Source organism: Nonomuraea maheshkhaliensis (genome assembly GCF_039529435.1).
GTDB lineage: Bacteria > Actinomycetota > Actinomycetes > Streptosporangiales > Streptosporangiaceae > Nonomuraea > Nonomuraea maheshkhaliensis.
This window is the reverse complement of the sequence record NZ_BAAAMU010000094.1, coordinates 1-12,284: the sequence shown is the minus strand read 5'-3', so window position 1 is coordinate 12,284 and position 12,284 is coordinate 1. Positions and strand designations below refer to the sequence as shown.

The 12,284-nt window shown below is 71.9% G+C and carries 9 protein-coding genes and 1 pseudogene; 5 read left to right on the top strand and 5 right to left on the bottom strand.

The features are described from left to right. Positions 1-45 precede the first annotated feature (45 nt). The 5 genes from ABFX54_RS41090 to ABFX54_RS41070 are packed head-to-tail and all read left to right on the top strand — an operon-like array spanning position 46 to position 5,997. Positions 46-1,359 carry an ABC transporter substrate-binding protein gene (locus tag ABFX54_RS41090; RefSeq protein WP_346112280.1) on the top strand — a complete coding sequence of 438 codons (1,314 nt, stop codon included), beginning with the start codon at positions 46-48 and terminating at the stop codon, positions 1,357-1,359. A 13-nt stretch (positions 1,360-1,372) separates the two neighbouring features. Continuing rightward, on the top strand, positions 1,373-2,269 hold the full coding sequence (locus ABFX54_RS41085) for a carbohydrate ABC transporter permease (RefSeq protein ID WP_346112279.1): 897 nt from the start codon (positions 1,373-1,375) through the stop codon (positions 2,267-2,269). Then, on the top strand, positions 2,266-3,183 hold the full coding sequence (locus tag ABFX54_RS41080; protein ID WP_346112278.1) for a carbohydrate ABC transporter permease: 918 nt from the start codon (positions 2,266-2,268) through the stop codon (positions 3,181-3,183). Before ABFX54_RS41085 ends, ABFX54_RS41080 begins: the two co-directional genes overlap by 4 nt. Next, the gene (locus ABFX54_RS41075) at positions 3,180-4,178 is read left to right on the top strand and encodes a hydroxyacid dehydrogenase (RefSeq protein WP_346112276.1); all 999 of its coding nucleotides are present in this window, start codon (positions 3,180-3,182) and stop codon (positions 4,176-4,178) included. Before ABFX54_RS41080 ends, ABFX54_RS41075 begins: the two co-directional genes overlap by 4 nt. A gap of 16 nt (positions 4,179-4,194) precedes the next feature. Next, positions 4,195-5,997: a DUF2264 domain-containing protein gene (locus tag ABFX54_RS41070; protein ID WP_346112275.1), complete on the top strand. Its 1,803-nt coding sequence runs from the start codon at positions 4,195-4,197 to the stop codon at positions 5,995-5,997. A 78-nt stretch (positions 5,998-6,075) separates the two neighbouring features. Here ABFX54_RS41070 and ABFX54_RS41065 read toward each other — a convergent pair whose 3' ends face one another. The 5 genes and pseudogenes from ABFX54_RS41065 to ABFX54_RS41045 form a co-directional block, all read right to left on the bottom strand. After that, entirely contained in the window at positions 6,076-7,254 is a 1,179-nt protein-coding gene (locus ABFX54_RS41065; RefSeq protein WP_346112274.1) for a vWA domain-containing protein, read from the bottom strand. A gap of 2 nt (positions 7,255-7,256) precedes the next feature. Continuing rightward, positions 7,257-8,459, bottom strand: a complete 1,203-nt coding sequence (locus tag ABFX54_RS41060; protein ID WP_346112273.1) for an AAA family ATPase — start codon at positions 8,457-8,459, stop codon at positions 7,257-7,259. A 19-nt stretch (positions 8,460-8,478) separates the two neighbouring features. After that, positions 8,479-10,230: an ankyrin repeat domain-containing protein gene (locus ABFX54_RS41055; RefSeq protein WP_346112272.1), complete on the bottom strand. Its 1,752-nt coding sequence runs from the start codon at positions 10,228-10,230 to the stop codon at positions 8,479-8,481. Further along, the gene (locus ABFX54_RS41050) at positions 10,227-12,050 is read right to left on the bottom strand and encodes an ankyrin repeat domain-containing protein (protein ID WP_346112271.1); all 1,824 of its coding nucleotides are present in this window, start codon (positions 12,048-12,050) and stop codon (positions 10,227-10,229) included. Before ABFX54_RS41050 ends, ABFX54_RS41055 begins: the two co-directional genes overlap by 4 nt. Continuing rightward, a pseudogene (locus tag ABFX54_RS41045) lies at positions 12,047-12,284 on the bottom strand (gala protein); the annotation flags it as partial. The pseudogene ABFX54_RS41045 and the gene ABFX54_RS41050, both read right to left, overlap by 4 nt.

Below are 12,284 nucleotides of genomic sequence, written 5' to 3'. Positions count from 1 at the left end.
AAATGATTGCACCAGCCTTCATCCCCCTCCCTGGAACGGTGCGTTATGAAGCCAAGACGCCTGCGGATCATGGCCCTCCTCTCGGGCGCCGTCATGTCGGTGTCGGCACTGACGGCCTGCGGGGGTGCGGACCCGGGTGCCTCCGGCACGAAATCGGGGGCGGACGTCATCACGTTCCGCTCCTTCGTCAAGGCCTCCGACGTCGTCACCGCCGCCTTCAACAAGACCCACAAGGACTTCCAGGTCAAGTGGGAGAACGTGCCGAGCGGCACGGACTACTACACCAAGCTCGCCAGCTCGGTGAAGGCCGGAAACGTCCCGGACGTGGCCGTCGTCGAGTACAACCAACTGCCCGACGTGGTCAGCCAGGGCGGGCTTGAGGATCTCACCGAGACGGCGGGCCAGGTGGTCACCGGGAACTTCCCGCCGCAGGTCCAGCAACTGGTGACCCTCGGCGGCAAGACCTGGGGCGTCCCCCGTGACGTGGCCCCGCTGGTGCTCTTCTACCGCAAGGACTTCTACGACAAGCACGACCTCGAACCGGCGAAGACCTGGGACGAGTACACGAAGCTGCTGGAGAAGGTGAAGAAGGCCGACTCCAAGGCCCGCGGCGGGATCTTCGCGACCGCCGACGCCAACCTGCTGGCCGCGCTCGCCTGGCAGGCGGGCGGACACTGGTACGGCACCGAGGGCCAGTCGTGGAAGGTCTCCATCGACGACGAGCCCTCCAAGAAGATGGCCGCGTACTGGACAGACCTGGTGTCGAAAGGGCTGGTCGGCAGCTACAACTCGACCAGCGACGACGCCTTCTTCCAAGCGGTGCAGAAGGGCGAGGTCGTCTCCTACATCTGCGCGAACTGGTGCGCGGGCGCCCTGCAGTCCACCGTGCCCGATCAGAAGGGCAAGTGGGCCGTCGCCATGGTGCCGAGCTGGGACGGCCGGCCGGCCTCCGCCATGTTCGGCGGCTCGTCCTTCACCGTCCCCAAGGGCGCCAAGCACCCCGAGCAGGCCCTTGAGTTCATCAAGTGGATCACCACGGATCCCGAGGGCATGAAGGCCTGGCTCTCCAGCGGCACCAGCAGCATGCTCCCTGCCGCCCCGGCCCTGCTTTCGACCACCAGCGCCTTCAAGACCGACTTCTACGACGGCCAGGACATCTTCGCCCTCGCCTCCAAGTCGTACGAGTCGGTCCCGTCCGGCTGGATGTGGGGACCGAGCGCCGGTGTGACGGGGACGGCGATCTCCGACTCGCTCGGCAAGGTCGCCGGCGGCGAGATGACGCTGGCCGACGTGCTCACGAGCGCCCAGCAGGCCACCGTGGCGGACTTCAAGGGCCGCGGCCTGAGTGTCGTCCAGTGATGAGGGAGATGCCGTGGTGACCCGTCAGGCCCAGCGGCAGGGGCGCACCGCCGCCCTGCTCGTCGGCCCGTTCCTGCTGCTCTTCCTCACCTTCTCCGTCGCGCCGCTCGTGTACGCGGCCTGGCTGAGCCTGTTCATGGAACGCAGTTCCGGACTCGGGTTCGGCGGGGTCGAGACCCTCTTCGTCGGCCTCGGCAACTACACCAGGGCGCTCGGCGACGCGGCGTTCCGCGACAGTTTCGTGGTGATCGCGACCTACGTGGTGCTCTACATCCCGGTGATGATCGGGGGCGCGCTCCTGCTCGCCCTGCTGCTCGACTCGGCCATGGCGCGGGCCAGGCGCTTCTTCCAGCTCGGCCTGTTCCTGCCGCACGCCGTACCGGGCCTCATCGCCGCGATCATCTGGGTGTACCTCTACACGCCCGGCCTCAGCCCCGTGATCGACGCCCTTGAGTCGGCCGGGGTGGAGTGGAGCTTCCTGTCGGCCGATCACGTCATGTTCTCGGTGGTCAACATCTCCACCTGGGAGTGGATCGGCTACAACATGGTCATCCTGTACGCCGCCCTCCAGGCGGTCCCGAGGGACGTCCTGGAGGCGGGGAAGGTCGACGGGGCGAGCGGGCTGCGCATCGCGCTGCGGATCAAGATCCCGCTCATCCGCCCGGCGATCGCGCTCAACCTGCTCTTCACCGTCATCGGCGCGTTGCAGCTCTTCACCGAGCCGAAGGTGATCTACCAGGCGTCGACCGAGATCGGCAGCGCGTGGAGCCCGAACATGTACGCGATGCGGGCCGCGTTCGAGAACCACGACTACGGCCTGGCCGCGGCCGCCTCGATCCTGGTCGCCCTGCTCGGCGGGATCCTGTCGTTCATCGTGACCCGGTTCTCCGCACGGAGGAGGCAGCCATGACACTCACCGCCACGCCCGCACCTCCGGTACCCGCCTCCCGGCGCCACGGAAGGCGGGCAGGCCGCCCGGCGCCGCGCCTGCTCTCCCACGCGGTCGTCAACGGCGTGCTGATCATCGCCGTGCTCTACACGGTGATGCCGGTCCTGTGGCTGCTCATGGCGGCCACGAAGAACATGCGCGACCTGTTCGGCACCGGCGGCTTCGTCTTCGGGCGAACCTTCGCCCTCGGCGACAACCTGGCGCACCTGTTCACCGCGCAGGACGGCATCTATCTGCGCTGGCTCGGCAACACCGCGCTGTACGCCGTGGGCGGCGCCCTCATCGCCACCACGCTGTGCGTCGCGGCGGGATACGCCTTCGACAAGCTCTCCTTCCCGTTCAAGGAGAAGATCTTCGGGCTGATCCTGCTGGGCGTGCTGGTGCCGGCCAGCGCGACGGCCCTGCCGATCTACCTGCTGGCCTCGAAGGTCGGCATCGTCAACACCTTCTGGGGCGTCTTCCTGCCGAGCCTGGTCTTCCCGTTCGGGGTCTACCTCGCGCGGGTGTTCAGCGCCGCGTACGTGCCGGCGGAGGTGATCGAGGCGACCCGCGTGGACGGCGCCGGTGACCTGCGGACCTTCCTCAGCGTCGGCTTCCCGATGCTCCGCACGGCCTTCGTCACCATCTTCCTGTTCCAGTTCACCGGCATCTGGAACAGCTTCTTCCTGCCGCTCGTGATGCTGACCGACCAGCACCTCTATCCGCTCAACCTGGGCCTGTACACCTGGCAGACCACGTCGCTGAACCAAGGTCATCCGGAGGACTACCTGCTCGCCATCACCGGCTCACTGGTCGCGGTCGTGCCGCTGGTCATCGTCTTCGTGACGCTGCAGCGGTACTGGAAAGCCGGCATGACGGCCGGAGCCGTCAAGTGAGCCGTCCCCGCGCGTTGCTCGCCATGGCCCCGCGGTTCAAGGACGCGCTGTTCGGGCCGGACGAGCTCGACCGGCTCACCCGGCTGGTCAACGTCGATCCCGGCCTGGTCGTCAGCGACTTCGCGGACGTGCCGGACCTGGCCTCGGCCGAGCTGCTCATCACCTGCTGGGGCTGCCCGGTCATCGATGCCTCCGTGCTGCGCCGCGCACCCGGGCTGCGCGCGGTCGTCCATGTGGCGGGCACGGTCAAGGGCCTGATCACGGACGCCTGCTGGGAACGCGGCATCGCCGTCTCCTCGGGGGCCGCCGCCAACGCGCTCCCGGTGGCCGAGTACACCGTCGCCGCGATCCTGTTCGCGGGCAAGCGGGTACTCGGTCTGAGGGACCTCTATCGCAGGGAGCGCCGTTCGCTCGACTGGGCCGCGCACTTCCCCTCACTCGGCAACTACCGCAGAACGGTCGGAATCATCGGGGCCTCGCACATCGGCCGCCGGGTGCTCGACCTGCTGCGCCCCTTCGACCTCGACCTGTTGATCTACGACCCGTACCTCGACGAGGAAGGAGCGGCCGCGCTCGGCGCGCGGCCGGCCGGCCTGGACGAGCTGCTGGCCGCATCCGACGTGGTCTCCGTGCACGCCCCGGCGCTGCCGGAGACCCGGCACCTGCTGGACGGGCGGCGCCTGGGGCTGCTCTCCGACGGCGCCACGCTCATCAACACCGCGCGCGGCTCGCTGGTGGACATGGACGCGCTCACCAAGGAGCTGGTCTCCGGCCGCATCGACGCCGTGCTCGACGTCACCGAGCCCGAGGTGCTCCCGGCGAACTCCCCGCTCTACGACCTGCCGAACGTCCTGCTCACCCCGCACATCGCGGGCTCGGTGGGCGGCGAGCTGCGCCGGCTGACCCACTCCGTCCTCGACGAGCTGGATCGGTACGTACGGGGCCTTCCGTTCGCGCATCCTGTACGTGCCGACACGATCAGCCGCCTGGCGTGACCCGGAAGGCGACCCGATGACGAATCCCCTCGCAGGCAACCCCCTGCGTACCCGTGCGGACCTGCAAGAAGCGGTACGTTCCCTGTGCGCGCCGCTCGCCCCGCGGTTCAGCCCCGGCGGCGCCCGGGTACGGCTCGGCAGTTCGGGAGCCGCCTTCGACGACACCGCCGCGGAGCTGGAGGGATTCGCCCGCCCGCTCTGGGGGCTCGCCCCACTGGCCGCCGGAGGAGGCGACTTCGACGGCTGGGACGCCTACGTCCGGGGGCTGACGAACGGCGCCGATCCCGGCGGACCGGAGTTCTGGGGCGACCCGGCCGACCGCGACCAGCGCCTGGTGGAGATGGCCGCCATCGGCTTCGCCGTGGCCCTGGTCCCCGAGCGGGTGTGGGAGCCGCTCACGCCGCAGGCGCGCGACCACCTGGTGCGCTGGCTCTCCCAGATCAACCGGCGGCAGACCCCGGACAACAACTGGCTGTTCTTCCGCGTGCTGGTGAACCTCGGCCTGGCCAGGGTCGGCGCGGACCACGATCCTGCCGCGACGCGGGAGGCGCTGGACCGCCTGGAGAGTTTCTCCCTCGGGGACCACGGCTGGTACTCCGACGGGCCGACCAGGCAGCGCGACTACTACGTACCGTTCGCCATGCACTTCTACGGCCTGATCTACGCCGCGCTCGCCGACTCCTCGGAGCGGGCCGAACGATTCCGTGACCGGGCCGCGTTGTTCGCGCGGGACTTCGCGCACTGGTTCACCGCCGACGGCGCGGCCGTGCCGTACGGGCGCAGCCTCACCTACCGCTTCGCCCAGGGTGCCTTCTGGGGCGCACTCGCCTTCGCCGACGTGGAGGCGCTGCCCTGGGGCGTGCTCAAAGGACTCGCGCTGCGGCATCTGCGCTGGTGGAGCCGCCTGCCGATCTTCCAGCCCGATGCGACGCTCTCCATCGGGTACGGATACGCCAACCTGATCATGGCGGAGGGCTACAACTCGCCGGGCTCCCCTTACTGGGCGTTGAAGTTCTTCCTGCCGCTCGCGCTGCCGGAGACCCACCCCTTCTGGCTCGCGGAGGAGTCACCCCTGCCCGATTCGCCGCGGGTGCACGCGGTGCCGGAAGCCGGCCTGCTCCTGGTCAGGGACGAGGAGGGCCGCCAGGTGACCGCCCTCTCCGACGGCGGCCAGTGGGCGGACTGGGAGCCGCGGCACGTGGCGGAGAAGTACACCAAGTTCGCCTATTCCTCCGCGTTCGGCTTCAGCGTTCCCGCCGGAGGCCGCGGGCTCGCGCAGGCAGCCGCCGACAACATGCTGGCCCTGTCAGAAGACGGCGTGCACTACCACGTACGCGCACGATCGGATGAGGCGGCGAAGGATGGGGAGGCGCTGCGCTCGGTCTGGCGGCCCATGCCCGGCGTCGAAGTGGAGACCTGGCTGGTGCCCGGCCCGCCGTGGCACCTGCGCGTCCACCGCGTGCGCTGCGAGCGCCCGCTGACGGCGGCGGAGGGCGGCTTCGCCGTCGGCCGCGACGGCCTGCTCGACACGGCCGAGAGCGAGGGAGCCGCCTGGGCCTGTGGCCCTTCCGGCGGAAGCGGCCTGCTCGATCTGTCCGGTACGCGCGAGGGGCGCGTGATCCTCACCGAGCCCAACACCAACCTGATCACCCCGCGCGCCGCCCTGCCCACGCTCGTCTCCCGCCACGAGGCAGGGGAACACTGGCTGGCCTGCGCCGTCCTGGCCGATCCCGACGGCACCGCCTGGCGATCCGGCTGGTCCGAGCCGCCGGCGCTGCCCGCCTGGCTCGCCGAACGGATGGGCACGAGGTCGCTTTGAGATCAGGCGCCGGACGGATGGGCACGAGGTCGCTTCGAGGTCAGGCGCCGGACGGATGGGCACGAGGTCGCTTCGAGGTCAGGCGCCGGCGATGCGCGGAACGCGGACGGCCTCGACCCAGGCGGGCGGCGGTGGCGGGTCCGCGCCGATGAGCGCGGCGACGAGGCGGGCCGACGACGGCGCCTCGGGCCACGGGGTGAAGCCGTCGGTCAGCACGATCACGACGCCGGGCCGTTCCGGCAGGGCCAGGGCCGCTTCGATGCCGACCCGCATGTCGGTGCCGCCCCCACCGGCGAGACTCACCTGCCGCGCGGACGTCACCCGGGCCGCGGTGTGCACGTCGGCGTCGCAGGCGAGCACCGTGACCCGGTTGCCGCCGACGCCGACCTCCCGCAGCACGCCGGTGACCTCGGCGAGGGCCGCCGCGAGGTCGTCCTCGCCCATGGACCCCGAGGTGTCGATGACGATCGCGACGACCGGCAGCGGGCGGCGCAGGCTCGGCAGCACGACACCGCGCAGCGCGGCGGTGCGGCGCGACGGCCGGTGGTAGGTGTAGTCGATCGCCCCGGCCGCCCAGGCGACCGCCTCCCGTACGGCGCCCGCGAGCACGCGCCGCCAGTCGACCACCGGTTCCAGAATCTGGTCCGCCCAGCGTCGCCAGCCGGCCGGGAGGCTGCCGCGGTTGCGCTGGTGGGCGCGGATCGCCTCGGCGGTGTGCCGGCGCAGGGCATCGGCCTCGACCGGTCTGACGCCGCCCCGGTCGCCGGTGACCTCCCACTCCCCCGCCGCGCCGTGGGCGCCGGAGCCGCAGTCGGAGCAGACCACGGACGGTGGCAGCTGCGCGAGATACTCCTCGAACAGCCGTCCGGTCTCCAGTCCGAAAAGGCCGGGTTCCATCCGGCCTTGCGGCAGTGTCAGCCCGTCGGCGAGCAGGTCGTCGTTGATCTCGCAGTCCTGGGCGACGTTTACCCGCGACCGGTCGCGCTGGTCGGCGGCCGGCAGCCGGTCTGCCCGGCCGTGGTGGTCGCGCAGCACGTGGGCCAGCTCGTGGATCCACACGCCCGCGAGCTCGGGAACGGACGTCGCCGCGACGAAAGCCGGTGACACGTAGCACCGCCAGTGCCGGTCGACGGCCATCGTCGGCACGCCGTCGCTCGGCACGACCGTCAGCGAGTAGAGCGCGGAGGCGAGGTAGGGCCGCTCGCTCGCGGCACGATACCGCGCGGCGAGCAGCTTGACCTGGTCGAATTCGGCCATGGTCAGGAGGCGCCGGGCAGTGCGCCGGACAGCTGGAGCAGGTCGATGAACGCGTCGATGCCGCTCGGCACCGGCCAGTCGGTGTCGCGCAGCGCCGCGAGATCGGCGGCGGCCCTGGCCGCGACGTCGGGTACGCCGGCGTCCACGGCCTTGGCCAGCACCGTCCAGCCGGCCTCCCAGCGCCGCCGCGTGAGGTCGCTCTGCACCGCCGAGACGACCGCCGTCAGGAAGGCGAGCTGCCGGTCGCCCCTCGCCGGCAGTGCGAAGGCGTCCGGATTGGCCAGCACGCGGTCCGGGTCTGGCAGATCGAGCTGTTCGAGGTAGTTCAGCAGCTCAAGCCCCGCGCCGTCGCCCACCGCGCCGACCACCGCGGTCGCGACCGCCTGCTGGTCGGCGCCGGCGGCGTACCCGACCGCCAGCAGGCGCAGCGCCATCTCCCAGGTACGTGGCGACGGCCAGGCGCGCCCCCGGCTCTCCGCGTCTTCGGGCAGATGGTGGGCCAGGCCCGGCCGGGCGGTGAGGAACCCGGAGATCACCCCGCGGGCGCGGGCGACCGCGCTGGGCACCCGGGCCGGGTCGATGCGCGGCAGCGGCACGGCCGGCCAGGTTCCCGCCATGCCTCGTGCGACCGTCCGCGGATCATGCGTCCAGTGCAGGTGGACGAACCGGTTCGCCAGCGGCGGGCTGAGGTGCCAGCCGTCCGCGGCGCTGGACGGCGGGTTGGCGGCGGCCACCACGCGGACGGACTCAGGGAGCGGCAGGCTGCCGACCCGGCGTTCGAGGACGACCCGCAGCAGCGCCGCCTGGACGGCGGGCGGAGCCGAGGACAGCTCGTCGAAGAACACGACGCCGCGCCCGGTCCCGGCCAGCCGCACCGCCCAGTCCGGTGGGGCCATCGGCACCCCGGTGGTGGCCGGATCGTCACCGATGATCGGCAGGCCGGCGAAGTCGGAGGGCTCGTGCACGCTCGCGATCACCGTCTCCAGCGGGACGCGGAGCCCGGCGGCCAGCTGCTGGAGTCCGGCGGACTTGCCGATTCCCGGTTCGCCCCAGAGCAGCACGGGCAGGTTCGCCGACACCGCGAGCGACAGCGCCTCCAGCTGCGGGTTCGCGGCCGGCTCCGTACGTAGGGAGGCGAGCCGGCGGACCAGGTCGTCGGCCGCGGCCAGCGGATCCGGTGCGAGGTCCTCGTCGGTGACGGTCACTGTGCCTCGTCCTTCCAGGTCATCCGGCGGGCTCGTCCTGCTCCAGCAGGGTCAGGAGGAAGTCCAGGTCGGTACGGTCGAGTTCGTCGGTGAGCAGCTCGGAGATCGACACGTCCCGCTCGTCGGCGACGTGGGGGTTCGCTCCGGCGGCCAGCAGCGCCCGTATCAGGGCGGGGGAGCCGTCGTCCACGACCGCCACGTACAGCGGCGTACGCTCCTTGTAGTCCACGGCCTCGAGATCGAGCCCGGCCGCGAGCAGGCGCGGCAGCAGCACCTCGTGGTCCAGGTGGATCAACGCGTGCAGGAGCGTGCGGTCCCGGCCGTCACGCAGCCGCGGGTCCACCCCGGCGTCGAGCAGCCTGAGCACGCCCGGCGTGTCACCGTGCTGGACCCGCATGAACAGCTCCCGCCGCAGCTCCCGCAGGGCCTTCGGTAGCCGGAACGCCTCCTCGGAGCGCATCGCCCGCTCCACCGCGAAGCAGCCGGCGATCTTGCCGCCGAACGCCCGCAGCGCCTGCTCACGCTGCTGCTCCTCCGCACTGTGCGGCATCCGCAGCGCGCCGTCCTGGAAGGACAGCTCGTGCCACTCGCCGCGGCAGCGCACCCGGACCGGGGACGGGAGCCACGGATCCGGCGGCCCGATCGGACCGGCGGGGTCCGCACGCAGCGGGAAGAGCGCGTCCCTGACCAGCGGATGCAGCCAGTCCGGATCCGCGTCACCCTGCCGGAGCACGTCGAGGTCCGGCAGCCGCCGCCAGCACGCCTCGGGCAGCGTCGGGGCGTCGCGGAACTCCTTTCCCCCGAGCCGGATCCGCAGTCCGTCGGCCTGCTCGCCGCCTTCGAGCAGCAGGACGCCGGGGGAGGGATGATCGATCTGGAAGCGATGCCCGAAGCCCGCGCGGATGAGCAGCCGGAGCTCCGGCTCCAGCCTGGCCGGCGCCACCGGCAGCTTCTCCAGGACGCGTAAGGGATCGATCAGGCCGGCGTAGCGGGACTGGAGCGGTGCCGGATCCAGCTCGATCCCCACCGCCGCGAACGCCGCCTCGACCTCCCCTCGCTCATGCAGCAGGGTCACCCATTCGGTGTGGGCCGGCGGGTCGGCGGGACCGGGGTCGGCCGTGGGCAGCTTCCCGGCGGGCCGCAGGGTCCCGTCCGCGTCGAAGAACGGCGGCCGGTCTCCGCCACCATGGCGTTCCAGCAGCTCGCCGGTGTGCCGCACATCCCACAGGTGCCGCAGCGTGGCCCAGTCATGCGTGCCGGACCGGTAGCCGCCCGAGCCGGCGATCCGCTCGAAGCGCAGGCGCAGCCGCTGCGGCCGCTCCCACGTCGCCGGTGTGGTGACGCGCAGACAGTGCTCTTCTCCGGCCGCGCCCAAGGTCACCGTCTGAAAGTTGCGGATCGTGGTCCATCCTCCCCCCAGTACCCGCGGCAGATGCCAGCGCAGCAGGTCCGGCGCGAAATGGAGGAGGTCGTCCTCGACCGCGGCCGCGACGGCGCCGCCGTGCTCGTTCGCGATGCCGGCCAAGTCGAACGCGACGTCGACGTTGGCCGCCGCACAGGCGCCGCGCCAGTCGCCGGCGAGCCGTCGCTCGGTGGCCCGCTCGATCATCCACCGGGGGACGGCGTAGCGCAGGATCCGGCGCCGGCTCGACGCCTCGTCCGGTGGGTACGACGGCGTACGGCGCGGCGCCGGCGCATCGGTGGCGGGGACCGGCGTACGGCGCGGCATCGGCGCATCGGTGGCGGGGACCGGCGAGTTGACGGTGTTCATTCTTCCTCGGTGAGTTCCGGATGCTCGCGTTCGATGCGATCCGTGATGAAGTCCAGGTCCTCGCGATCGAGCCAGGCGATCAGGCGGTGGAGCGAGACCGGATGACCGTGGATCTCGCCGGTCAGGTCGATCCGCGCTCCCGCGTTGAGCAGCGCGTGAACGAGCGCCACCGAACCGTCCCCGCAGATCGCGGAGAACAGCGGTGTGCGCCGGTCCCCATCCCTGACGTCGATGTCCAGGCCCGCCGCCAGGAGCCGCCCGAGCAGACCGTCATGGTCGAGGAGCCGCAGCAGGTGGGCCTGCTCGCGCCTGCGACGGCCGGGCACCCTCGGATCGGGGCCGGGGTCGAGCAGGTGCAGCAGGTGGAGCAGGGTGCGCCGGCGGCCGTCGCGGACGCGTGGATCCACGCCGGCGTCCAGCAGCCGGAGTACACCAGGGAGGTCGCCGTGCTGGACCCGCGCGAAAAGCTCCCCCCGCTGGTCGCGCAGGGCCTTGGGCAGCCGCCCTGTTCCGGAGGTCCATGCGTGCCGGGCGGCGAAGCAGCCGGCGACCGCGCCGCCGAACGCCCGCATGGCCTCCTCCCGCTGCTGCTCCTCCGCGCTGTGCGGGATGCGCAGGGCACCTTCGTGGAAGGAGATCTCGTGCCACTCGTCGCGGCAGCGGATCCTGACCGGCGTCGGGAGCTCTTGGTGGGACGGCTCCTCGGGGAGGGCGGCGCGGCTCGGGAACAGGGCTTCGCGTACGAGCGGATGGAGCAGCTCCGGCGGATGGCCGTCCCGCAGCAGGTCGAGGTCGGGCAGGCGGCGCCAGCACGCTTCCGGGAGCACCGCGTCCGCAGGCTCCGTGCCCATCTCGAAGGGGACGATCCGGACGCGCAGCCCCGCATCCGACGTCTCGAAGAGGAGTGCCGCGTACTGCCGGTAGGGGAGCCAGAAACGGCGGGTTCCCGTCGAGGCCGCGAGGCGGCGGATCTCCGCCTCCAGCCGGGTCAGGGCGAGGGGCATCCGTGCGAGAACGTCGAGCGGATCGACGAACCGCACCGAGAAATAGGGCTCGACCTCCACCGGCACCGCGTCCAGCTCGATGCCGGCGGCGGCGAACGCCGCCTCGACCTCGCCGCGTTCGTGCAGCAGCGTGACCCACTCGGTGCGCGAGGCCGGATCGGCATGGCCCGGGTCGGTCGTGGGCAGTTCGTCCGCGCCGCGCGGCGTGCCGTCGCCGTGGCGGAACGGGGCTCGATCCTTGCCGCCGCCGCAGCGTTCACGCAGGTCGCCGGTTTGACGGGCATCCCACAGGTGACGCGATGAGCTCCAGTCCTGGACGACGTCGCGCCAGAACGCGCTGTACGCCCAGTCGGTCTCCAGATAGGTGTTCCGCCGGTACACCGGCCCCACGTGCAGACGCAGCCGCTGCGGGCCGTGGGCCATCCAGCGGGGCGTCAGGAGATGGAGGTACGGGGCGTCCGAGGCCTCACCCGGCCGCCCCAGGACCATCACCTGGTCGGGCACGATCGTCGTACGCCCGCGGTCCAGGCGGGGCAGGTGCCAGCGCAGCAGGTCGGGGGCGAAGTTGCACAGGTCGTCTTCCAGTGCCGCGGCGACGGCCGCGCCGTGCTCGTTCGCGATGCCGGCCAGGTCGAACATGACATCGACGTTGGCCGCGGCGCAGGCGCCGCGCCAGTCGCCGGCGAGCCGTCGTTCGGTCGCCTGCTCGATCATCCACGACGGCACCGCGTACCGCCGGATCCGCCGTAACCGGGACGCCTCGTGCGACGGGTACGAACGGGACGGGGTACGCGCCGGCGGGGGCGCCGCGCTCATCGGTAGAGGCTCCCGATCGCGTGCAGGTCAGGATGGGTCCGGGCGGCGGGACGCAGCCGTGGCGCCAGCGCCCGCTTCACCTGACGGGGCACGCCGGGGCCGAACCCGACGTACTCCAGCCGCGTGTCCTCGGGAACGGCGGCCAGCAGCGCCTTGGCGCCCCGGCCGGTGATCCCGGTGCGGCGCAGCTCCAGCCGGCGCAGCGGGCTGCCGGGCAGAGCCGCGGCCAGCGCG

Bases quoted from the DNA above. Each gene is read 5' to 3' on its own strand.
- ABFX54_RS41090 (WP_346112280.1), top strand. From the start codon at position 46: ATGAAGCCAAGACGCCTGCGGATCATGGCCCTCCTCTCGGGCGCCGTC.
- ABFX54_RS41070 (WP_346112275.1), top strand. From the start codon at position 4,195: ATGACGAATCCCCTCGCAGGCAACCCCCTGCGTACCCGTGCGGACCTG.
- ABFX54_RS41055 (WP_346112272.1), bottom strand. From the start codon at position 10,230: ATGAACACCGTCAACTCGCCGGTCCCCGCCACCGATGCGCCGATGCCG.
- ABFX54_RS41065 (WP_346112274.1), bottom strand. From the start codon at position 7,254: ATGGCCGAATTCGACCAGGTCAAGCTGCTCGCCGCGCGGTATCGTGCC.
- ABFX54_RS41050 (WP_346112271.1), bottom strand. From the start codon at position 12,050: ATGAGCGCGGCGCCCCCGCCGGCGCGTACCCCGTCCCGTTCGTACCCG.
- ABFX54_RS41080 (WP_346112278.1), top strand. From the start codon at position 2,266: ATGACACTCACCGCCACGCCCGCACCTCCGGTACCCGCCTCCCGGCGC.